Origin of the sequence: Stenotrophomonas sp. ESTM1D_MKCIP4_1, from assembly GCF_003086895.1 — a bacterium.
GTDB lineage: Bacteria > Pseudomonadota > Gammaproteobacteria > Xanthomonadales > Xanthomonadaceae > Stenotrophomonas.
Window position 1 is genome coordinate 1172945 of sequence record NZ_CP026004.1, and the last position, 22764, is coordinate 1195708.

Sequence of the window (22764 nt, forward strand, 5' to 3'; positions counted from 1 at the left end):
GATGCGTGATACGTGCTGCTCGAACCCGTTACTGCAGCCGGTCCAGCGCGGTGCGGACCCAGGCCGCCGCGCCGTCCAGGCTCTGGAACTCTTCCACCGCGCGCACCTGGCAGCACGGGTAGGCCGGCGCGACCATGCGCGCCAACGCATTGCCCGGCCCCAACTGCAGGAACACGCGCGCGCCGCGCTCGAAGGCCTGGCGCATCACCTGCGCCCACTCGATGGTCTGTGCCAGCTGCGCCGACAGGGTGCGCACCGCCGCCGCGCGATCCCGCACGGGGCGCGCATCGATGCCGGCCAGCAGCGGCACGCGCGGCGCCTGCAGGGGCGAGGCATCGAGTGCGGCGGCGAACGGGGCCACCGCTGCCTGCAGCAGCGGCGTATGCGCAGGGACGTGCACCGGCAGCGGACGGACCTCCGCGCCCTGTGCGCGCGCTGCATCGGCCAGCGCCTGCAACGCCTTGCGCGTGCCGCCGACGATGAAGTGGTCCGCGCCGTTGGCGATGGCCACGTGCGCGCCGTGTGCATCGCACAGCGGTTGCAGGGTGTGTCGTTGCAGCCCCAGCACCGCCTGCAGGCCTGCATCGGCGGGGCTGGCGGCATCCATCAGCTGCGCGCGCTGTGCCGCCAGCGTCAACGTGGCCGCAGCATCCAGGCCGCCGGAAATGCCATGCGCGGCCAGCTCACCGATGCTGTACCCGGCCACCAGCAGCGGTACCGGCAGCGCATCGCGCAGGCCCTGCCAGTGCGCCAGCGTGGCCGCACAGAGCAGCGGCTGCGCAAGCGCGTTGTCGAAGCGCGCCTCGTCGGCGGCAGCGGCGAAGACATCACGGCCGAGCACGCTGCCCGCAGCCTGCAGTACTTCGCGGCCGGCAGCCAGATCGCGCATGCGATCAAACATGCCCGCATGCTGCGCACCCTGGCCGGGGCAGAGCAGGGCAAGGCTCATACAGCCTCCTGCTGCAGCAGGAAGTGGCTGCAGGCCAGCAGGTCCGCACTGCCACCGGGGCTCAGCCGGCGCGCGACGAAGTCCTTGCCGATGCCGTGCAGGCGTGCCTCCCAGCCGGGAGCGAAGGTGCCACCGCCTGCAATGAATCCGCGTGCCTGCTGCTGGGCCCAGGCCAGGCCGTCGGCGCCGCCGCGATGCAGCAGGTTGAGATCGTCCACCTGCGCGATCAGCTGCATCAGGGTCTGGGACATCGCCGCGTCGCGCGGCAGGCCCTGCTGCAGCGCGTGGCGCAGCGTGGGCACGGCCAGTACGCGCAGCACCGGGTAACCGGCGGCGGCCTGCTCGCGCACGCCGGGCACGCCGTGGCGCAGGCGTGCGCGCTGGCCGGGGCTGGAGGCATCCAGTGGCGCAGCGGCGAAGTCGTTGGCCCAGTGCTGCACGGCCAGGCAGACCTGCGCGGCCGATACCGCGCGGCCCTGCTCGCGGCGGCAGCGTGCGGCGGCAGCCACCAGCAGGCCAAGGCTGAAGATGGCGCCGCGATGGGTGTTGGTGCCGCCGGTAGCGCGCAGCATGGCGGTTTCGGCGGCGATGCCCAGCGTGCGCAGCTGCGCGAAGGGCGCATCCACGGCACCGGCACGGGCGATGGCGGTGAAGTAATGGCGCAGGGCGAACAGGCTGCGCAGGAACGTGCTGGCATCCATGTCGTCATGGCTGCCGGTATCAAAGGGGGTGACCAGGCCCGGCTTGGGCGCACAGGCCAGCTCGGCATGCAGGCTGGCGATGGCCAGGCGCCCCAGCCGCGCACTGTCGATGGCGTGTGCCAGGGGGCGGGCAGCATGCGCGAGGGCGTTCATGCGGCGGCTCCGGTGGCAGCGAACAGACGCTCGCGGGCTTCCAGCGCGGCACCTTCCAGGCGCTTCACCAGCACCTGGCGGCTGCCACCCGCGTACTCGCGCCAGTTCACGGCGCCCCCGTCGGCCAGGCACAGTTCGCCATCCACACGACGGCCGTGTTCGTGCTCCCAGCGCTGCAGGCACGCGACCAGTGCATCGGCCTGCGGGCCGGTGTCCACCTGCCACAGCAGGTCGATGTCCGATGCCGCGTGCACGTAGGGCAGGCCGCTCAGGTGTTGCCAGGCGAAGGCGCCGAACACACGGGCCGGCGCAAAGCGCGCCAGCGCGTGCAGGGCGGCCTGCCAGTCGCTGGCAACTCCGGCATCAAGTACGTTTTCCAGGGCGGGAGGCAGCTGCTGGCGCAGCACGTCGCGCAGCGGCACGCGCAGGGCCAGGCGCTGCTTGCCTTCGCCCGGCGGCAGCGGCACCCCCAGGCGCAGGCGCGGATCGGGATCATCCACCGCACGCCGGGCCACCATGGCCGGCAGGCCCTGCGCGAACCATGCCGCCAGGCGTGGTTCGTGCGCGGCCACGTCGGCCCGCCAATCGGCATGCGCCGAAAGCCAGACCAGCGTGTGGCGGGCGGGCCGGTCAGGCATCGCCGTGCGCCACCTTGGTGGCGACATCCGCAGCGAGGGCGCGGCCACCGCGCTGTGCACCCCGTGCGGCGCGCAGGTCACCCTCGCTGGGCGTGCGCAGGGCCTGCAGCAGGTGCTGGGCAAGGTCGCCCTCCCACAGCGATTCCACCGCGCCCATCGCCACGTAGTTGGCCACGCCCGGCGCGAACACCGGCGAGCTCTGGCTCAGCGCCTGCAGTTTTTCCAGCGGTTGCTTGGTCACCCTTGCCATCGCGCGCAGGTCCATCACCCGCACCTGCGCATCGGGCAGGGCATGGATGTGGTCGGCCATCAGGCCGAAGGACAGGAAGCCGCCACTCACCGATTCGCCATAGACCAGGGTGACCAGGCGTGCGCCACGGCGGCGGGCCAGGTCGATGGTCTGCGCGAGATGGGCGAAGTAACCATTGATGCCCAGCAGTTCATCGCGGCGCGCCAGGCGCTGGCCCGCAGTGTCGGCCAGCATCACGATGGGCCGCTGCGGATGCGTGGCGGTGCTGGCGAGCACGGTTTCAGCCAGCGCCAGCGCATGGTCCACGCCCACTTCAATGCGGTCGGTGGTGCCGATGACCGTCACCTCGCCATCCTCGGTGGTGGCCGTGCCGGTCAGCACCGAATCACGGATGTCGATGCGATGTCCGCGGGGAAACAGGGCGTCGAGCAGGGTCTGCAGCGGTGCGCTCATGGCAGGCTCCGGTCGGCGGTGGCAGCGAGGAAGGCGTCGGTATCCAGCAGTGGCAGGCGCTCCGGATCGGCAATGCCTTGGCGGGCCCAGATCTCCAGCCCGTCGCGGCACTCGCCCCAGGCTTGTGCGCGCGCCGTCAATGCGGCGTGGCGCGCCTGCAGGACGCTCAAGGCAGCGTCGGTATCGGTGCTGGTGGCGTCGGCCTGCAGCGCCTCGGCGGCCGCGCGGGCGAACGCATCGATGGCATCGGGTACCAGCACCTGCGCCTGGTCGATCAGATAGCGGTGCTTGCCGCCGGTCACGCGCCACACCAGGGCGCGGTCGCGCGCGTCGAACTCCTCCACGCCGCGCACGGTCTCGATCACTTCCGGCCCGGACAACGACAGCCGGCCTTCTTCGGACATGATGACCGTGGTGCAGCAGCGGGCGACGATGCCCATGCCGCCGAAGGCACCGTTGCCGCTGCCGATCAGCGCGACGACCGGCACGCCGGCCGCGCGTGCGCCCAAGGTGGCACGCATGATTTCGGAAATGGCGATCAGCCCGGCGTTGGCTTCATGCAGGCGTACGCCGCCGGTATCGAGCAGCAGCAGTACGCCGTCGGGGCGGGTTTCCGCAGCGCGACGCAGCAGGCCGGTCAGCTTGGCGCCGTGCACTTCGCCCACGCCGCCGCCCATGAATTCACCCTGTTGTGCGGCCAGCAGCACGCGTCTGCCCTGCAGCGTGGCTTCGCCGACGACGATGCCATCGTCGAAGGCGGCCGGCTGGTCCAACTGGGCCAGATGCGGGCTCATGACCCGCTGTGCGGGGCCGAGGAATTCGTGGAACGAACCGGCGTCGACCAGCCCGGCAATGCGCGCGCGTGCATCCGCTTCGTAGAAGCTGTGGCGCTGTACGTGGCTCATGGGGTGCCTCCGGCCAGCAGGGTTTCCACGGCCTGGTCCAGGCGCAGGCTGACCACGGCCGGGGTCGCACCGGCATCGTTGATCGACACGCGCACATCGCGCAGCGGATGGCGCTGCGCGAAGTCTGCGATGACCGCCTGCCAGATGGTGCCGAAGCCCTGCGCGGCGGTGATGATGCGCACCGTCATCGCGCCGTCCTGTGCGGCCGGCTCCAGCAGGATTTCCAGGTTGCCCGAGGCGAGTACGCCCACCAGCACCGCGTCGTGCGGGAACTGCACGGCGGTACGGCCGTCGAATCGATAGTCGAGGGTTTCCATGCTCTGTCCCTTACCAGTTGCGGAAGCGCTTGGGCGGGTCGTACAGGCCGCCGGACCAGCGCACCAGGTCCTTCACCGAACGCGCGGCCAGCAGATCGCGGCTGGCATCGCGTGGCGAGATGCCCAGGTCTTCCGGGCGACGGATCACCCCGCGGTCGCGCAGGTTTTCCACCATCGCGCGGTCGCGGGCCAGGCCCACGGCGGTGTAACCGGAAACGCCGCGGATCGCCTGTTCGCGTTCTTCCGGGGTGCGGCACAGCAGCAGGTTGGCGATGCCTTCTTCGGTGAGTACGTGGCTGACGTCATCGCCGTAGATCATGACCGGCGGCAGTGGCATGTTGGCGCGCTCGGCCAGTTCCCAGGCGTCAAGGCGTTCGACGAAGGCCGGCGCCATGTGCTCGCGGAACGTTTCCACCATCTGCACCACCAGCTTGCGCCCGCGTGGCATCTCGCCGGGGCGTGCGGCCTGCTGGCCGGCCTTGATCCACGCGTCGCTGGCGTGGCGGCGGCCGCGGGCATCGGAACCCATGTTCGGTGCACCACCGAAGCCGGCGATGCGGTCGCGGGTGGCGGTGGAGCTGTTGCCCTGCAGGTCGATCTGCAGGGTGGAACCGATGAACATGTCACAGGCATACAGGCCGGCGGTCTGCGAGAACGCGCGGTTGGAGCGCATCGAGCCATCGGCGCCGGTGAAGAAGACATCGCCACGGGCGGCGATGTATTTCTCCATGCCCAGTTCCGAACCGAACGAATGCACCGATTTGACGAAGCCCGATTCGATGGCGGGAATGAGGGCCGGGTGCGGGTTCAACGCCCAGTGCTGGCAGATTTTTCCTTTCAACCCCAGCGATTCGGCGTAAGTAGGCAGCAGCAGCTCGATGGCTGCGGTGTCGAAGCCGATGCCGTGGTTGAGGCGGTTCACACCGTATTCGGCGTAGATGCCCTTGATGGCCATCATCGCCATCAGCACCTGGATTTCGGAAATCTGTGCCGGGTCGCGGGTGAACAGCGGCTCGATATGGTTCGGGCGCGGCGCCTGCACTACGAAGTTGACCCAGTCAGCGGGGATATCGACGCGGGGGAGGGTGTCGACGATTTCGTTGACCTGGGCGATGACGATGCCACCGCCGAACGCGGTGGCTTCGACGATCACCGGGGTGTCTTCGGTGTTCGGCCCGGTGTAGAGGTTGCCGTGGCGGTCGGCGGCCTGCGCGGCGACCAGCGCCACGCGCGGGGTGAGGTCGATGAAGTAGCGGCCGAACAGTTCCAGGTAGGTATGGATGGCGCCGATCTGGATACGTCCTTCGGCCACCAGGTTGGCCAGACGCACCGACTGCGGGCCGGAGAACGAGAAATCCAGCTTCGAGGCGATGCCGCGCTCGAATACGTCCAGGTGCGAGGGCAGGGACAGCACCGACTGCACCATGTGCAGGTCGTGCACGCGCGTCGGGTCGAGGTCGGCCAGGGCCTGGGCCAGGAAATCGGCCTGCTTCTGGTTGTTGCCTTCCAGGCAGACCTTGTCGCCCGGCTCCAGCAGCGCGTGCAGCAGTTCGGCAACGTCGGTGGCCGCGACCAGGTGGCCCTTGGCCCATGGCGCGGCGCGTTGCAGACGGGCCTGGCGGCTGCGTTCCAGCGTGTCCCAGCTCGGGTTCATCGACCGGCTTCCAGATGGCGTTGAAATAATTACGGCATAATTATGGAGGGGTGTGCAACCCGCAGTGCAGCAAAAAGAAAGGGCCCGCGCTCAGGCGGGCCCATTCAGGTAGGCGACGATCAGGGTCGTGGCGAAGGGCGTGCCGACCAACGGTCGGCACCCACCGGCTTCCCAGGCGGCGGATGGGGTCAGAGCCCTTTCCTGCGGAAAGGGATCCGACCCCGCTTACCGACCAACGGTCGGCACCCACCGGCTTCCCAGGCGGCGGATGGGGTCAGAGCCCTTTCCTGCGGAAAGGGATCCGACCCCGCGTGCCGACCAACGGTCGGCACCCACCGGCTTCCCAGGCGGCGGATGGGGTCAGAGCCCTTTCCTGCGGAAAGGGATCCGACCCCGGGCACCGGTTTACTGGTGGCTTAGAACTTCCAGCGCAGGCTGGTGGCCACGAAGCGCGGTTCGCCGTAGTTGTTGTAGTCCAGGTTGGCCCAGTAGGTCTTGTCCAGGGCGTTGCGCACGCTCAGCGTCGCGGTCCAGTTGTCGGTGATGCGGTAGTTGGCGTTGAACTGCACCAGCGCGTAGGCCGGCTGGTTCACCGTCACCGTGCCGCCCAGCGGGTAGGGGATGTTGTAGCCCTGCACCTTGCTCTGCCACTGCACGCCCGCGCCGACGCTCAGGCGGTCCAGCACGCCGGGCAGGCGCACCTGGGTGTTCAACTGCAGCAGATCTTCGGCCGGGTTGGCGTACAGCAGGTCGGTCGCCGCGCGGGTCACCTTGACGTGCGTGTAGCCGGCGTTGACCGTCCAGCCCGGCAGGATCTCGCCGTTGATGTCCATCTCCCAGCCACGTGCCTTGGTGCCGTTGACGCCGATGTAGGCCGAGCTGCCATCGCTGAGCGAACCATCCGGCACGCTCATGTCACGCACGGCGTAGTTGTCCTGCTTGGCTTCAAACACGGCGGCATTGGCGGTCAGGCGACCGTCGAACCACTGCGTCTTGATGCCCGCTTCCACGTTCGAGCCCTGCACCGGCGCCAGCAGGTTCTCGTTCTTGTCCTTGTAGTTCTGCGGGTTGAAGATTTCGGTGTAGCTGGCGTAGACCGAAACGGCCGGCGTGATGTCGTAGACCAGGCCCACGTACGGGGTGACTTCATCACTGACCTTGTACGCACCGCTGGTGGCGGTATAGGCACCGGCTGCGTTGTAGGCGCGGGTGCGGGTTTCCCAGCGGCTCAGGCGCGCACCGGCGATCAGTGCCAGCGGGTCGGCCAGGCGCAGGCGGGTTGCCAGGTACACGCCACTCTGGGTGGTCTTGGCCACGCGGCGCGCACCGGTACGGGTGTAGGTCACCTCGGAAATGTCGCCGTTCCAGTCGTAGACATTGGGAATGTAGTAGCAGCGTTCATTGCCACAGCGCGCCCAGTCGGTCGGGAAGTTCAGCGTGGTGGTGTTGGTCGTGCCTTCCAGGTCCGACCACTGCGTGCCCAGGGTCACGTCGTGTTCCTGGCCCCACAGGCTGAAGGTGCCGGTCAGGTAGGCGTCCACGTTGCGGCGGGTGTCTTCCGCATCGCCGGCTGCAGCGCGCAGGAAGATGCCCGAGCCGGTGACCGGGTTCGGGTTGCCAGTGCCGTACAGGCGCACGTTCTGCACGTTGCCGCGGGTGTAGGAGGTGTTGATCTTCAGCAGCCAGTCGTCACCGAAACGCTGTTCCAGGTTGGCGAACACGGTGCTGGTCTCGCGCTGCCAGTAACTCCACTTCGGCGACAGGTTGGTCGAGCGCGGCAGGTGGGCGAAATTGCCCTGGCTGTCGAAGAACGGCACGGTGCCCCAGGTCGAACCCACCGGGTTGTTGTCCTGGGTCTGGTAGCCCACCGTGACCGTGGTGCTGTCGGTCACGTCGCCTTCCAGCACGGCCATGCCGGCCATCTTGTTTTCCTTGTAGCGGTCGTAATAGAAATCACGATCGGTGTAGGCGGCCACCACGCGGCTGCGGAAGCGGCCATCGGCGGTCAGCGGCGCGGTCACGTCCGCTTCCATGCGGCGGTAGTCCCAGCTGCCGGCGCTGACCGAGAACGAAGCGTCGAATTCCTTGCCCGGGCGCTTGCGCAGCAGGTTGACCGTGGCCGAGGGCACGCCAGCGCCGCTGAGCAGGCCATTGGCACCGCGGATCACTTCCACGCGGTCGTAGAAGGCGGTGTCGTATTCCTGGTTGGTCGAACCGCTGTAGGTGGGAATGCCGTCCACCTGGAAATCGGTGATGGCAAAACCACGCGCGTAGTAGAGCGGGCGCTGGGTGTCATAGAAGGACACGCTGACGCCGGTGACGTTGCGCATCACATCGTTGATGCTGAACAGCGATTCGTCCTGCAGGCGCTGCAGGCTGATCACGCTGGACGACTGCGGGGTTTCCTGCAGGGTGATCGGCAGGCGGGTCGTGCTCGACGGGGCCGCGGTCTGTTCGGCGCGCACGCTCACCCGGTCCAGGGTCTTGGCGTCGCTGGCGTCGGCAGCGGCTTCGGCGGCCGATGCGGCGGGCGCGGCCATGGCCAGGCAGGACAGCAGGGCGGCCGGCAGCAGCGCACGGCGGGGCAGGGGGGAACGGGCAGGCAGGGACATGGAGGGCTCGGCGAGATGGAAGAGGGGGTGGGAGCGGCAGCCGTCGGCCAGCACCCGGGCGGCTGCGTCGGGTGGGCTCAGATCCATCTGGGAGGCATGCGGGCGTCGTGCGGGACGCAAATGTAAATCGTTCTTAACAACATTACAATTCGTGACACCGGGAAATAGTGTCTGCGGACCGGCAAGGGATCAGAGCCCTCCGCCTGCGGCGCAGGGATCCGACCCCGGGGTCGGATCCCTTTGCTCCGCAAAGGGCTCTGCCCCCAGCTGCGGGGACGCCACAAGCAAGAACGGCCACCCGAAGGTGGCCGTCCGTGCGTCCTGCAGAGCGAGCGGGCTTACAGCGCCTGCAGCTCTTCGTTGGCGTTGCGCTTTTCCGGCGGGGCCGGGGCAGGCGTTGCAGCGTTCTCTACTGTCGCGCCTTCAGCCGGCACCTCCAGGTAGGGCAGGTGCAGGGTCTGGCTGGTGAGCGTACGGACCTGGTTGGTCAACGCCGGGCTCTCGTTGAGCTTCTGGCCGTACGACGGCACGATCTGGCGCAGGCGGGCTTCCCAGCCGGCCTTCATCTGCTCCGGGAAGGCCTTGGCCATCAGGTCCAGCATGATCGGCGGCGAGGTCGAGGCACCCGGCGAAGCACCCAGCAGCGCGGCCAGGGTGTGGTCCTTGTCGGTCACGATCTCGGTGCCGAACTGCAGCACCGGGCCCTTCAGCGGGTCACGCTTGATGATCTGCACGCGCTGGCCGGCGGTCACCAGCTTCCAGTCACCCGGCTTGGCGTTGGGGAAGTACTTCACCAGCTCGGCCTGGCGGTCGGCGTCGTTCAGGCGCGCCTGGGCCATCAGGTACTGCACCAGGTCCAGGTTGTCCTTGCCCACTTCCAGCATCGGGCCGACGTTGTTGTGGTTGACCGAGGAATACAGGTCCCACCACGAGCCGTGCTTGAGGAACTTGGTGCTGTACAGCGCGAACGGCCCGAACAGGATCACCGGCTTGCCGTCCAGCTTGCGCGCATCCAGGTGCGGCACCGACATCGGCGGCGAACCGGTTTCGGCCATGCCGTAGGCCTTCACGTGGTGGCGCGAGGTCACGTCCGCGCCCTGGAAGGCCAGGAACTGGCCGCCCACCGGGAAACCGGCGTAATCCTTCGATTCGGGAATGCCCGACATCTGCAGCAGCTTCAGCGCAGCACCACCGGCACCGATGAACACGAAGCGGGCGTGGGTGGTGGTTTCGGTGCCGGCCTTGAGGTCCTTCACCGTCACGTTCCAGCTCTTGTCAGCGTTCTGCCGGAGCGCGCGCACTTCATGGTTGAGGTGCAGGCCGAAATTCGGGCTGCGCTGCAGGCCGGCGGCCAGCTGGCGGGTGATGACGCCGAAATTGACGTCGGTACCCAGCGGCATCCAGGTCGCAGCGACCTTCTGCTTCGGGTCGCGGCCTTCCATCAGCAGCGGTGCCCACTGCTTGATCTGCGCCGGATCCTCCGAGTACTGCATGCCGTAGAACAGCGGATTCTTCACCAGGGCCTGCTGGCGCTTGTGCAGGTAGGCGATGTTGTCGTCGCCCCAGACGAAGCTCATGTGCGGAGTCGGGTTGATGAAGTCGCTCGGCTGGCTCAGCCGGCCTTCCTTCACCTGGTGCGACCAGAACTGGCGCGAGACCTCGAACGATTCGGCAATGCCGACCGCGCGCTTGGTCTCGATGCTGCCGTCGGGCAGTTCCGGGGTGTAGTTCAGCTCGGCGAATGCCGAATGCCCGGTGCCGGCGTTGTTCCAGCCGTCCGAACTTTCGCCGGCCACAGTGTCCAACCGCTCGTAGACCTGGATGTTCCAGTCCGGCTGCAGCTCCTGCAGGTAAGTGGCCAGGGTGATGCTCATGATGCCGGCGCCGACCAGAACGACGTCGACCGGCTTGTCGTTGCTGGCGGCGGGCACCGAGCGCTGGGTCAGCGGCCAGTACAGGAACAGCGCGGCGGCCAGCAGCACCAGCACGAGCAGGGCGAGAAGAGCCTTGCCAAATTTCTTCATGGGAATGACTTGGGGCGTGGGGAGGGGGTCAGGATGCGCGCCTGAACGGCAAATGGCGTGAAGAAACAAAGCCTTGCAGCATCCTGGCGCGATTCTAACCCTTTATGGTCTTGTTTTGGTGCGATGCACCATCCCGCTCGCAGGCCTGCGGCGCTACACTAGTGGGCTGATACCCCGCAACGACCGGCCATGGAGGGGCCGCGCACCGATGTCACGGATGCTCATCGTAGTTGGCGACGCCCTGCAGACGGGCGGCTCGGTTCTTTCAGGTTCCCCCCACACCGATATCGAAGGTCGCGCGGTAGCCCGCGTGGGCGACCGGGTCATCTGTGCCCGCCACGGGCCCGGTTCCATCGTCAGCGGCGATGCCAGCCTGGTCATCGACGGCCAGCCGGTCGCGCGCGAGGGCGACAAGGCCAGCTGCGGCTGCGCCCTGATGGCTGGCCAGCAGCAGCGTGCGCATGTTGTGGGTGGTGGCGGTGGTGGCGGTGCGGGTGGAAAGGCGATGGCCGCACTTGGCGCAGTTGCTTCGGTCGCAAAGGTGTTGCTGAAGAAGCCGGAGCTGAGGACGCCGGGTTTTGCGCCGCCAGGCACCGAGGCACCGCAGTGCTGGGTGCGTGATCATGAGGTTCTGGTCGACCGCGATATCGACGGGCGCTATTACCAGACCACCGAGCTGGACGGCACACGCGTCCCGCTGATCTCGAGGGTAACCTTCCGGATTCAGGTACCCCTCAAGTCGGAAGGGGATGCCCTCGTATTCATCCGGGCCCGAGCAGTTGCGCAGCCGGGTGTCAGCAGCGCGCAGTTGGAAGCCGCCAAGCGGCAGATGCAGGAAGGCATCGACAGGCACTGGAACGGCAAGCTGCGGCTGTCGGTGAATGATCCCCTGTGCGGAATCCGTACCTTCCCCATCCGCTATGCAGTGGAATGGGATGCGCCTTCGCACGACTACACGGTGCGTGTGCATACCCGCTTTGATCGGGAGCAGCTCGACTATCCCGTAGTGGATGTGTCCATCGCGACGGATCTGCTCACGTTCGCCCATGAGTTCGGCCATTGCGTTGGCCTGCCTGATGAGTATTCCTACGCGCCAGAGACATGGAATGTGCAGTACGTTCGCCCCGATGGCAGCTTGGATGCCAACAAGATCGTCGCCTTGCCGGCTGAAGACGATCCGGGCGAGGATGAGACCATCATGTCGTCCAGCGAAGTGATCAGGCCCTTCCATGCTTGGTCCGTGGCGCTGGAGGTACGGGAGCTGTTGACCCGCGAAATCGGCCGGGAGATCACATGCGACATTATCTGACCCTTGCTCCACTCCTTGTTTTCTTCGCCGTACCCCAAGCTACCGCAACTGACAGTGAGCCGCCTGCGATGATCGTTCTCAATGCCCGCTGCATCGACAACCCCACCTGCCGTTTCACTGGCGAGGAGATCGTGGTCGAACTCGAACTGCGCAATGATGGACGGGAGAGCGTGCAGCTGCCCATCCGATACCTGCATCGCATGGGGCCCCGCGTCCAGGTGATGGACAACCACTCCGGCAAATCGACCTGGCTGCGCACGCCTCACCCGGACCGATCTCTGGTCAACGAACTGGAAGCGCTCGCGCCGGGTCAGTCCATCCGGATGACCCGATCGGTCATGCCGGAGCTGCTGCAGTCGTTCGCTCTTCACCCGATCGATGTAAGCGTCGAGTTCTCCCTCAACCTGGTGCCGCAGAAGCCGCGCGAAGAAATGGAACTGGTGAAAAGCCGGGTCCGTATCGCGCAGCAGCCGGAGGATCGCCAAGCCGGCAAGTAAACGTCAGGGAGATCACATGCCCCGTCTCATGATCGCCCTCGCACTCGCCATGCCTCCAGCTGTATCCGGGCAGGAAACGTTCCACGGACTCGAACTCCGCGCGCGCTGCATCGACAATGCCCCCTGCCACTTCCTCGGTGAAGATATCCGGGTGGAGCTGGAACTGCGCAATGCCGGGAGTGAGGACGTGCAGGTGCCGGCCGAGTTCTATCGCCGGCGTGGGCCCAGCGTGAAGCTGGTGGACCGTCATTCGGGCAAGGAAACATCGCTGGCCATCAATCCGCCGGATGCGCGTCTGCTGAAGTCACTGCAGACGCTGCGACCTGGGCAGTCCTTCCGGTTTCCCTGGCGCATCCTGCCGACGGAGATCAGCCATTTCGACCGTCGCCCGATCGACGTATCGGCGGTATTCAGCGTCAACCTGGCGCCGGGTGTACGTGGTGGGCAGGCACGCGTCGTCAGCAGCGAACTGCGTATCACCGACCCTGCTGGCAGTGCGCCGCGCTGAGTTGGCGTCCCCAGGACATCATCCCGCCGGTTCGGCATCGATCACGTTCAACTCTGCCTGGACCACCTGCGCCTCGGCGCCAGTTGCACCCGGCTTTAGATTGACCGAGAACTGCAGTGTCACATCCATCGGGCGCAGTGCGGACCGTGCAAGTTCCTGCGGTTTGATCGGAAAGCCGATGCGCAGGGAGCGGCCCGCCTGCAGTTCCTGCATCTGGTCCAATAGTGTTGCCGGGGCCATGCCTGAGCGCAGGGCAGTCACCTTTCCAGATCGGTTGTCCTTCACCTTCACCGAGGGTCCGCGGCTGCGGATGTATTCCAGGGGAAGCCTCGCAGGCTCGCTGCCTGCATTGCGGAGTTCCAGCTCCACAACGAGCGTGTCGCCACGAAAACGGCACTGGGTATCGTCCACGCAGCGCGCATGAAGTTCGATCCCGGACAGCGGTTCTTTGCCGTACGCCGGCAGCGTGGTGGCAGCAACGGCAGCGATCAATGAGATCACGTGGCGGTACATGTTGTCTCCTTGCTGTTCTCCGGGCCCGGCAGCCCAAGCGACAGCATCAGCGGGCCGGTACTCAGCGCAGTTCAAGAATCTCGTCGCCGGCTTCGTCCACCTCGCCGGTCGGCCGCCAGCCCAGGTGGCGGTAGAAACCATGCGAGCGGGATCGCGGATCGGCCGAGCAGGCCAGGAACAGGCGTGCATGCCCGGCCGCGCGGGCCAGCGCGATCACCTCCTGCAACAGTCGTTGGCCGATACCCTGGCCTTCGTGGTCCGGCAGCACGGCCAGCACCAGCACCTCGCCACTGTCGCGGTCGGCGAAGCCGTAGCCGACCAGGGTGCCGTCGTCTTCGGCGATGCGGCCGATGAAATCACCCTCGGCGATGCCGGCCGCCCAGCTGTCCACGGTGATGCCCAGTTCGGCCAGCTGCGCGGCACTGAAGGCGTTTTCTCGGGTGCGCCCGCGCAGATCGATGCAGGCGGCCGCATCAGCGGGTAGTGCAGGGCGGTAGTGGATGGGCATGCAGCGTCCTTGTGCGTGGTGCGGAACCGGTAGCGCCGGGCGGTGCCAGGCGGAGCCATTCAGTCACTGCCGATTGTGAAGTATTCCGCGGCGAAATAGCCCACTTGGTAGGCCAGTGCCACTCCGGCGAGCACGCCTTGCGCGCGCGCCGTGCGCAGGTGCCATCCCAGCACGCAGATCGCCAGCATCAGGGCCGTGTGCAGCGGGTAGGCTTCGCCCAGCAGCTGCCAGCGGCTTCGTCCCTTGATCGCGGTATCCACCAGATCCAGCAGCGTCAACGCCGCGATCACGCCGAAGATCCAGCGCCGGCGCTGCATCAGATAGGTGCCGTAACTGCGGTACTCACGAAGATCATCAGGAAACAGCAGCGCGCACAGCAGGAACCACATGGCGCAGTACCCGATCACGAACAGGTAGGTTTCAAACGTCCAGCGGTGCACCTCGATCAGGCGGAATTCCCACCACCAGAAGGTGACCAGCGAAACCAGCGTCCATGCCACCCAGCACAGATGCAGCGCCGAACAGCCGCGCCGCTGCGGGTGCTCGATGATCTGCGCCACCCCCTTCAGCAGCGTGGTGATCGACAGGCCCAGGATGATGCCCATCACCACGCGGATATGCAGGAATACCGGGTCTGTCTGCATGACTCAGCCCCCTCAACGGTTGCCGTGATGCTGGCATGGAAATGGGGTGTCATCCCATTGCGGCGGAATGGGATGGGACCCCATGCCGACCAACGGTCGGCATCCACCAATTGCAGCATGCCGACCAGCGGCCGGCACCTACCAGCCGCAGCATGCCGACCAGCGGCCGGCACTACCGCTTGCGCCGGACCAGCGTGCTGGAAGCCTCCAGCACCGCTTCGGTCAGCAGCGCCATCGTCTGCACATCCCCCTTCCAGTGCTGCCAGTACAGCGGCACGTCCTCCCATGCCCGCTGCCGTACGTACACCAGTCGCCCCGCATCCAGGTGCCGCTTCACCAGCGGCAGCGGGTTCATCGTCCAGCCCAGGCCGCCCAGGTTGGCCTGCACGAAGGCCCGGGTGGAGGGAATCCACCAGGTCGGCGCCGTGCTGGGCAGTTCATCCCCCGCCATCCGCCGGGCGAAGCGCGACTGCATGTCGTCCTTGCGGTTGAACACCAGTACCGGCGCCTGCGCCAGCGCCTGCGCCGTCACCCCTTTGGCGAAGTGGCGCTCGCGGAACTCCGGGGTGCAGGTGGCCGCGTAGCGGATGCTGCCCAGCGCATGGATCTGGCAACCCTGCACCGGCTCATCCAGCGTGGTCACGGCGCCCAGCACAGTGCCCTGGCGCAGCAGCTCCACGGTGTGGTCTTGGTCCTCCACGCGCAGGTCCAGGGTGGTGCCGGTGTTCTGCGCGAACTGCTGCGCGGCCTGCGGAAACCAGGTTTCCAGGCTGTCATGGTTCACTGCCACGGGGATGCTGGCCTGGGGCAGGTCCTCATCGGCCAGCCCCATGCGATGCAGCGCGTCGTGTTCCAGCAGTGCGGTCTGTTCAGCCAGCTGCACCAGCAGCTGGCCCTCGGCGGTGGCGGTGGCCGGTGTGCCGCGCTTGACAAGCAGGCGGCCAATCCGGTCCTCCAACGCCTTCACCCGCTGCGAGATGGCCGACGGGGTGACATTGAGCGACTGCGCCGCACGGTCGAAGCTGCCCTCGCGGATGACCGCCGCCAGGGCCCGCAGCTGGGCATGATCGATGCGCATCGAATTAAGCTCCGCTAATGTTGGTTTAGGAAGTTTAGCTCGTCTTTTGAATGTTGCGGCGCGACAATGGCGCCCGTTCCGGTGCTGTCCGCCTTCGCGAGGCACCGTCCCCCCAGCAAGACAAGGCAGTGAATCCCATGTTCTCGGTCATCTCCGCCAGCACCGGCCTCGGTGCCTGGTTCTCTGGTGCCGCTACCGGCGTCGGCCTGTTCGCCGTGGTCGGTGCCCAGAGCGCCTTCATCCTGCGCCAGGGCATCCTGCGCAAGCACATCGTGCCGGTGGTCGCCACCTGCGCGGCCATCGATGCGATCTTCATCTTCGCCAGCGTGGCCGGCCTGCGCACGCTTACCTCGGCGCTGCCGTGGCTCACCAGCGCCGTACTGTGGACCGGCGTGGCCTTCCTGGCCTGGTATGCGATGAAGTCCGCGCGCCGTGCCTTCGCCGGTGGCGGTGGCATGGGCGAGGCCGACAGCGATGACGGCAGCCGCCGTGCGGTGCTGCTGGCCGCCGTGGGCTTCTCGCTCATCAACCCGCATTTCTGGCTGGACATGATGGTGATCGGTTCGATTGCCGAGAACTTCGGCAATGCACGCATGGCGTTCGCCGCCGGTGTGGTCACCGCCAGCTGCCTGTGGCTGACCGCGCAGGGCCTGGGAGCCCGCCTGCTGGCGCCGCTGTTCACCAAGCCCAGCACCTGGCGCGTGCTCGACGGCACCATCGCCGTCATCCTCAGCATCCTGGCGCTCACCCTGGCCATCCGCGGGGTGCACTGAGCGCTTCACCCACACCACACTCTCTCCAAGGTCGTGGCTGCGGCGGCATCGGTAACGGTGCCGCCGCTCTTTTATGGGGTGCTGGCGGTCGGAGGCCGCGCCTGCCTAGAATCCCCCGCAGGCGGACAGGGTGTCCGCGGCAAAGGGGATGGATGCGCACGTTGTTTCTCACCGCCTGGCTGGTCCTGGCGTCGATGCCGGCTGCCGCAGCGACGGTCGATCTTGATCGCTTCCTGAAAGAAGAGGTCTTCACCGAGATCAAGATCTCACCCACGGGCGAATACGTGGCTGCCACCGCGCCGGTCGAAGCCGGCACGGCGCTGGCGGTGTTCCGGGTGGCCGACATGCAGATGGTGGGGTCCTTCCGGCCGCTGCGTAACAACCACGTCGGCACGTTCGACTGGGTCAGCCGTGACCGCTTGCTGGTGGGCCTGGGCGTGTCCGACGGCCCGCTGGACCGTCCGGGCCTGACCGGCGAGCTGTTCGCCGTCAGCGCCGATGGCAAGGAAGGCAAGCTGCTGGTGGGCTTCCGTTCGCCCGGGCGCGGCCGCGACAGATCGGTGATGCCGGCCGATTCGGTCATGGCTTTCCTCGCCGACGACCTGCGCGATGACGACAGCAGCGTGCTGGTTGCGGTCACCCCCATTTTCAGCAGCGCCTCCACCCAGGTCGAGCGCATGGACGTACTGACCGGCCGCCGCACGGCAGTGGCGCAGGCGCCGATGGCCGGTGCCTCGTTCACCACCGACAACCAGGGCAACGTGCGTTTTGCACGGGCACGCGACGCCGACAACAAGGTCCGCCTCTATTACCGGCAGGGTGAGGGAAGCCCCTGGGTGCTGGTGAACGACGAGGCCGCCAGCGGCCACCTGGAAGTGGCGCTGGGATTTGATGACAGCGGTGCGGTCGCGTATCTGCAGGTGGAACAGGCCGAAGGCCCCGATGCCATCGTTGCCTGGAACCCCGCCAGTGGTGAGAGGCGTGAGGTACTGCGCGACACCGTGCTCGACCCCGCGCAGATCCTGCTGCGACCGGGTACCCGGCAGCCGGTAGGTGCACTGTTCCTGGGCGAAGCCCCGCGCACCCGCTTCTTCGACGAAGCATCGCCCGAAGCGCGGCTCTACCGCAGCCTGCAGGCGGGGTTGGGCGCGGCGGTGGTGGTGACGTCCAGCACCCACGATGGGCAGACCCTGCTGGTCGAATCGTGGTCGGGCAGCAACCCCGGCGACGTCTATCTCTACAACACCACCAGCAAGGCAGCGCGCCACCTGATCAGCCGCAGCGAATGGATCGACCCGGCCGAGGGTGCCAGCGTGCGGCCGATCCAGCTGGATGCCCGCGATGGGCGTGCGCTGCGTGGCTTCGTGACCGTACCCCATGGGCGCGAACTGTGTGGGCTGCCGATGGTGGTGATGCCGCACGGTGGGCCGTTCGGCGAATTCGACAAGGGCGGCTACGATGCCGAGACGCAGATGCTCGCCGCAGCCGGCTACGCCGTGCTGCAGGTCAACTTCCGCGGCTCCTCCGGCTATGGCCGCGAACACCTGCTGGCGGGCCAGAAGCAATGGGGCCGGGCGATGCAGGACGATGTCACCGATGCCACGCGCTGGGCCATCGCGCAGGGCTGGGCTGACGCCGGGCGCATCTGCATCTACGGCGCCAGCTATGGCGCCTATGCGGCCATGATGGGGGCGGCGCGCGAGCCGGGGCTCTACCGCTGCGCGGCAGGTTTTGCCGGGGTGTATGACCTGCCGCTGATGCACGTCCGCGGTGATATCCGCGCCAACACCTCGGGCAAGACCTACCTGCGCGAGTGGTTGGGTGACGCAAATGACCTGGCCCGCTGGTCGCCGGTCAATCTGTCCGCACAGGTCAAGGTGCCTGTGCTGCTGGCGGCGGGCCGGGACGACCAGCGGGCGCCGCCGGTGCACACCGAGCGCATGACTGCAGCGCTGAAGAAGGCCGGCGTACCGGTGCAGACGCTCTATTACCGCCATGAGGGCCATGGCCTGTACCGCGACGCCAACCGGCGCGACTACTTCACCCATCTGCTGGCGTTCCTGGCCGACAGCCTGGGCGGCGCCACCGCAGGCCCGGTTGCGGCACCCGCCCGGCGGGGGAGCCGGGCGCCGTGAGCGCGGCGGGTTGAACGAGTACTGGCAGGTCGCGTATTGGCCTGCCTACAATCAAGGGGCGGACAGGGTGTCCGCTGTATAGGGGGAAGGATGCGCAAGACAATGATGGCCGCGCTGCTGGCGCTGGCCTGTTCGGTGCCGACCGCGGCCGGTGCCGTGGACCTGGACAAGTTCGTACGCCAGGAATCGTTCAAGGACATCAAGATTTCGCCCGGGGGCGACTACTACGCCGCCACGCTGCCGTTCGAGGACAGCACCGCGGTGGTCATCATGCAGACCGCGGACAACAAGCCGGTAGGCACGTTCCGTCCGCCCCGCAACAACCATGCCACAGGCTTTGACTGGGTCAGCAACGAGCGTGTGCTGATCGAGCTGTCGGAAAAGTTCGGTTCGCTGGATACGCCGCAACCGACCGGTGAGCTGTACGCGATCAACGCCAATGGCGGGCGCGGCGAGCTGCTGGTCGGCTACCGGGTAGAGGGCAACGGTCCCGGCACCCGCATCCAGCCGAAGAAAGTGGAGGCGGTGGCCGCCTTCCTCACGGATGAACTGGCCGGCGATGACCGCAACGTGCTGGTCGCCGTGTGGCCGTTCAGCAAGGATCCGTACACCCGCATCGAGCGGCTGGACGTCACCTCGGGCCGACGCGTGCAGGTCGCCGGTTCGCCGGTCCGCAATGCCAGCTTCACCACCGACAACAAGGGTGAAGTGCGTTTCGCCCGAGGTGCGGGCAGCGACAACGTCAACAAGCTGTACTACCGCCCGGCGGGCAACACTCCGTGGGTGCTGGTGAACGACGAAGCCGTCACCCATCGGGTCGAGACCGCCATCGGCTTCTCCGAAGACAACCGCCTGGCGTACTTCAACGTGCAGCAGCCGAAGGGGCCGAACGTCATTGTCAGCTGGGACCCGGTCTCCGGCGAGCGGCGCACGGTGCTGGCCGATGACGTGGTTGATCCGTACCGCATCATCTACCGCAACGGCACCCGCGTGCCGGTGGGCGCGCTGTACGTGGGTGATACCACCCGCAGCCGGTTCTTCGATGAGACCTCGGCCGATGCACGCCTGTACCACAGCCTGGAAGCGGCCTTCAAACAGCCGGTCTACATCACCTCCAGCACGCGCGACGGCAGCAAGGTGCTGGTGGAAACCTGGACCGGCAATGATCCGGGCGCCTTCTATGTGTTCGATACGGTGGCCAAGGCGGCGCAACACCTGATCAGCCGCAGTGAATGGCTGGACGTGGACAAGACCGCGCCGGTGCGCGCGGTGTCCCTGAAGGCCCGCGACGGCCTGCCGCTGCATGGTTTCCTCACGCTGCCGCACGGCAGTGATGGCCGCAACCTGCCGATGGTGGTGCTGCCGCACGGTGGACCGTACCAGGTCTTCGATTCCGGGCGCTATGACATGGAATCGCAGCTGCTGGCCGACGCCGGCTATGCGGTGCTGCAGATCAACTTCCGTGGCTCGGACAACTACGGCCGCGCGCATGCCCAAGCAGGTGCGAGGGAGTGGGGCGGCGCCATGCAGGATGACGTCACCGATGCAACCCGATGGGCGGTCGCGCAGGGCATCGCCAACAAGGATCGCATCTGCATCTACGGGGCCAGCTATGGCGCGTACTCGGCGATGATGGGGGTCGTGCGCGAACCGGGCCTGTACCAGTGTGCGGCCGGGTACGTGGGCGTGTATGACCTGCCGATGATGTTCAGCCGTGGTGACGTGCAGGAGCGAGGGTCGGGCATGACCTACCTGCGTGACTGGCTGGGCGACCCGGCGAAGCTGGGCGCGGTTTCTCCGGTCAACCTTGCCGGGCAGATCAAGGTGCCGGTGTTCCTGGCGGCCGGTGGCGAAGACAAGCGCGCCCCGATCGAGCACACCAAGCGGATGGAAGCGGCGCTGAAGAAGGCCGGCACGCCGGTGCAGAGCCTGTACTACAGCACCGAAGGCCACGGTTTCTACCGTCCGGAGAACAAGCGCGAGTACTACACCCGCCTGCTGGCGTTCCTGTCCAACAGCCTGGGTGGGGCGCAGGCCAGCGCCACGCCGCCGGCAGGCAGCAGCAAGGCACCGTAACGCCAACCGGCGCACGCCGTTCGTGCGCCTCAGCATGCCGGGCAGCCCAGGCTGCCCGGCATGGGGGAATCCCATGAAGCCTGTGTTCCTGATCGCCGGGCTGCTCGCGCTGTGCGGCGCCAGCCCTGTCCGTGCGGCCGACATCGCGCTGGACGACTACCTGCGCCGTGCCGAATTCAACGACATCCAGCTCTCGCCCACAGGTGAGTACCTGGCCATGACCGTGCCGCTGGACGGGGCCACGGCGGTCGCCGTCCTGCGCACCAGCACCCTGGAACTGGTCGGCAATTTCCGCCCGCCGCGCAACAACCACGCCAACAGCGTCGACTGGGTCAGCGACAACCGGCTGCTGATCGGCCTGGCCGAGAAATGGGGCGCGCTCGATGCACCGCGGCCCACCGGCGAACTGTACGCGATGGATGCCAACGGCAAGCGCGGCGACCTGCTGGTCGGTTACCGCGCGCGCCCGGATGAGCCCGGGCAGGTCAGCGGGCGCGTGGTCGAGCCGGTCGCCGCGTTCGTTGCCGATCCACGGCTGGGGGATGAGCGCAACGTGCTCATTTCCTTGTGGCCGTTCGCCAACGACACCAGCGCGCGCCTGGAACGGATGGATGTCATCACCGGCCGGCGCGTGCTGGTATCGCGATCACCGGTACAACGGGCCACGTTCACCACCGACAACGACGGTGTCCTGCGCTTCGCCCATGGCGCCGCAGAGGACAACATCAACAAGCTCTACTACCGTCAGGACGACGGTCGCTGGACCCTGCTCAACGACGAAGGCAGCAGCCAGCGCATCGAACGGCCCGTCGGCTTCTCAGCCGACAACCAACTGGCTTACCTGGTGGTGGAACAGGTCCATGGGCCCGATGCCGTGGTCAGCTGGAACCCGCGCAGCGGCGAGCGCCGCACCATGCTGCAGGACACGGTGGTCGACCCGACGTACATCATTCACCAGCCCGGTACGCGCGTGCCGGTGGGCGTGCAGTTCGTGGGGGCAGTCCCGCGCAGCGCGTTCTTCGACGAACAATCGCCCACTGCGCGGATCCAGCGCATGCTGGAAAAGGCGTTCCCCGGCCAGGTGGTCAGCCTGTTGTCGGCCACTGCGGACAATGCACGGATCCTGGTCAAGGTCGATTCGGGGCGCAATCCCGGTGACTGGTTCCTGTTCAACACCGCGACCCGCGAAGCGGCGTTCCTGACCGCGCGCCATCGCTGGTTTGATCGTGACGGTGGTGCCAGCGTGCGCCCGGTCAGCCTGGTTGCGCGCGATGGCCTGCCGTTGCACGGCTATCTGACCGTGCCTGCGGGAAGCGACGGCCGTGGGTTGCCCATGGTGGTGGTCCCGCACGGTGGCCCGATCGGCGAGTTCGATGAGGGCGGCTTCGAGCGTGACAACCACCTGCTGGCGGCGGCCGGCTATGCCGTGCTGCAGATCAATTTCCGTGGCTCGGGCAACTACGGTCGCGCCCACATCCAGGCCGGCGCGAAGCAATGGGGCCGGGCCATGCAGGATGACGTGACCGACGCCACCCGCTGGGCCATCGCCGAGGGCATCGCCGATCCGCAGCGCATCTGCATCTACGGCGCCAGCTACGGCGCGTACTCGGCCATGATGGGGGCCGTGCGTGAGCCGGCCTTGTACCGGTGCGCCGCAGGCTATGTGGGCGTCTACGACCTGCCGATGATGTTCAAGCGCGGCGACATCCAGGACCGCACCTCGGGCCTGAACTACCTGCGCGACTGGCTGGGTGATCCTGCCGGGCTTGCGGCGGTATCGCCGGTAAACCTGGCTGCGTCCATCAAAGTGCCCGTGTTGCTGGCTGCGGGCCGCGAAGACCAGCGTGCGCCGGTGCAGCACACCGAGCGCATGGAGGCGGCGCTGAAGCAGGCTGGCGTGCCGGTGGAAGCGGTGTACTACGCGCGCGAAGGGCATGGCCTGTATGGCGATGCCAACCAGCGCGATTACTACACCCGGTTGCTGGCGTTCCTCGCACGCAGCCTGGGTGGGGCGACCGCCGCAGCCGTCACAGCGGGCAAGGCCAGCGCGCCCTGAGCGGTCAGTGC

The 22764-nt window shown here is 67.2% G+C and carries 20 protein-coding genes; 7 read left to right on the forward strand and 13 right to left on the reverse strand.

Annotation, left to right across the window (positions count from 1 at the left end; translation table 11 throughout):
* Nucleotides 1-28: 28 nt before the first annotated feature.
* The 9 genes from mdcH to mqo all read right to left on the reverse strand — a co-directional run bounded on the left by mdcH (nt 29) and on the right by mqo (nt 10656).
* A complete protein-coding gene (gene mdcH, locus C1924_RS05520; protein ID WP_108764392.1) occupies nt 29-949 on the reverse strand; it encodes a malonate decarboxylase subunit epsilon in 921 nt (306 codons plus the stop codon).
* A complete protein-coding gene (gene mdcB / locus C1924_RS05525) occupies nt 946-1803 on the reverse strand; it encodes a triphosphoribosyl-dephospho-CoA synthase MdcB (RefSeq protein ID WP_108764393.1) in 858 nt (285 codons plus the stop codon). Before mdcB ends, mdcH begins: the two co-directional genes overlap by 4 nt.
* Nucleotides 1800-2441: a malonate decarboxylase holo-[acyl-carrier-protein] synthase gene (gene mdcG / locus C1924_RS05530; RefSeq protein WP_108764394.1), complete on the reverse strand. Its 642-nt coding sequence runs from the start codon at nt 2439-2441 to the stop codon at nt 1800-1802. The genes mdcB and mdcG overlap by 4 nt, the downstream gene beginning before the upstream one ends.
* Nucleotides 2434-3144 (reverse strand): biotin-independent malonate decarboxylase subunit gamma, encoded by a 711-nt coding sequence (mdcE, locus tag C1924_RS05535; protein ID WP_108764395.1) that lies wholly within the window; start codon nt 3142-3144, stop codon nt 2434-2436. Before mdcE ends, mdcG begins: the two co-directional genes overlap by 8 nt.
* Nucleotides 3141-4049, reverse strand: a complete 909-nt coding sequence (locus tag C1924_RS05540) for a biotin-independent malonate decarboxylase subunit beta (protein WP_108764396.1) — start codon at nt 4047-4049, stop codon at nt 3141-3143. Before C1924_RS05540 ends, mdcE begins: the two co-directional genes overlap by 4 nt.
* Nucleotides 4046-4366, reverse strand: coding sequence for a malonate decarboxylase acyl carrier protein (mdcC, locus tag C1924_RS05545; protein WP_108764397.1), 321 nt, complete (start codon nt 4364-4366; stop codon nt 4046-4048). Before mdcC ends, C1924_RS05540 begins: the two co-directional genes overlap by 4 nt.
* 10 nt (nt 4367-4376) lie before the next feature.
* The gene (gene mdcA, locus C1924_RS05550) at nt 4377-6020 is read right to left on the reverse strand and encodes a malonate decarboxylase subunit alpha (protein WP_108764398.1); all 1644 of its coding nucleotides are present in this window, start codon (nt 6018-6020) and stop codon (nt 4377-4379) included.
* Between the two features lie 416 nt (nt 6021-6436).
* Nucleotides 6437-8632 (reverse strand): TonB-dependent siderophore receptor, encoded by a 2196-nt coding sequence (locus C1924_RS05555; RefSeq protein WP_108766978.1) that lies wholly within the window; start codon nt 8630-8632, stop codon nt 6437-6439.
* A 338-nt stretch (nt 8633-8970) separates the two neighbouring features.
* On the reverse strand, nt 8971-10656 hold the full coding sequence (mqo, locus tag C1924_RS05560) for a malate dehydrogenase (quinone) (RefSeq protein WP_108764399.1): 1686 nt from the start codon (nt 10654-10656) through the stop codon (nt 8971-8973).
* A 217-nt stretch (nt 10657-10873) separates the two neighbouring features.
* Between mqo and C1924_RS20455 the strand changes: the two genes are divergently transcribed.
* The 3 genes from C1924_RS20455 to C1924_RS05575 are packed head-to-tail and all read left to right on the forward strand — an operon-like array spanning nt 10874 to nt 12970.
* Nucleotides 10874-11965, forward strand: a complete 1092-nt coding sequence (locus tag C1924_RS20455) for a PAAR domain-containing protein (RefSeq protein ID WP_254051215.1) — start codon at nt 10874-10876, stop codon at nt 11963-11965.
* Nucleotides 11950-12462 (forward strand): hypothetical protein, encoded by a 513-nt coding sequence (locus C1924_RS05570; RefSeq protein WP_159094755.1) that lies wholly within the window; start codon nt 11950-11952, stop codon nt 12460-12462. The genes C1924_RS20455 and C1924_RS05570 overlap by 16 nt, the downstream gene beginning before the upstream one ends.
* A 16-nt stretch (nt 12463-12478) precedes the next feature.
* Nucleotides 12479-12970: a hypothetical protein gene (locus C1924_RS05575; protein WP_159094756.1), complete on the forward strand. Its 492-nt coding sequence runs from the start codon at nt 12479-12481 to the stop codon at nt 12968-12970.
* Nucleotides 12971-12988: 18 nt separating this feature from the next.
* Here C1924_RS05575 and C1924_RS05580 read toward each other — a convergent pair whose 3' ends face one another.
* The 4 genes from C1924_RS05580 to C1924_RS05595 form a co-directional block, all read right to left on the reverse strand.
* A complete protein-coding gene (locus C1924_RS05580) occupies nt 12989-13483 on the reverse strand; it encodes a hypothetical protein (RefSeq protein WP_108764402.1) in 495 nt (164 codons plus the stop codon).
* Between the two features lie 61 nt (nt 13484-13544).
* Nucleotides 13545-13991, reverse strand: a complete 447-nt coding sequence (locus C1924_RS05585; protein ID WP_108764403.1) for a GNAT family N-acetyltransferase — start codon at nt 13989-13991, stop codon at nt 13545-13547.
* A 59-nt stretch (nt 13992-14050) separates the two neighbouring features.
* On the reverse strand, nt 14051-14635 hold the full coding sequence (locus C1924_RS05590) for a hypothetical protein (RefSeq protein WP_108764404.1): 585 nt from the start codon (nt 14633-14635) through the stop codon (nt 14051-14053).
* 172 nt (nt 14636-14807) lie between these two features.
* Nucleotides 14808-15713: a LysR family transcriptional regulator ArgP gene (locus tag C1924_RS05595; protein WP_108764405.1), complete on the reverse strand. Its 906-nt coding sequence runs from the start codon at nt 15711-15713 to the stop codon at nt 14808-14810.
* A gap of 137 nt (nt 15714-15850) precedes the next feature.
* Here C1924_RS05595 and C1924_RS05600 point away from each other — a divergent pair, with 137 nt between their 5' ends.
* The 4 genes from C1924_RS05600 (at nt 15851) to C1924_RS05615 (ending at nt 22753) form a co-directional block, all read left to right on the forward strand.
* Nucleotides 15851-16486 carry a LysE family transporter gene (locus C1924_RS05600; protein ID WP_108764406.1) on the forward strand — a complete coding sequence of 212 codons (636 nt, stop codon included), beginning with the start codon at nt 15851-15853 and terminating at the stop codon, nt 16484-16486.
* 152 nt (nt 16487-16638) lie between these two features.
* Nucleotides 16639-18621 (forward strand): prolyl oligopeptidase family serine peptidase, encoded by a 1983-nt coding sequence (locus C1924_RS05605; RefSeq protein ID WP_108764407.1) that lies wholly within the window; start codon nt 16639-16641, stop codon nt 18619-18621.
* 90 nt (nt 18622-18711) lie between these two features.
* The gene (locus C1924_RS05610) at nt 18712-20697 is read left to right on the forward strand and encodes a S9 family peptidase (protein ID WP_108764408.1); all 1986 of its coding nucleotides are present in this window, start codon (nt 18712-18714) and stop codon (nt 20695-20697) included.
* A gap of 73 nt (nt 20698-20770) precedes the next feature.
* Nucleotides 20771-22753, forward strand: coding sequence for a prolyl oligopeptidase family serine peptidase (locus tag C1924_RS05615; protein WP_108764409.1), 1983 nt, complete (start codon nt 20771-20773; stop codon nt 22751-22753).
* Nucleotides 22754-22764 lie beyond the last annotated feature (11 nt).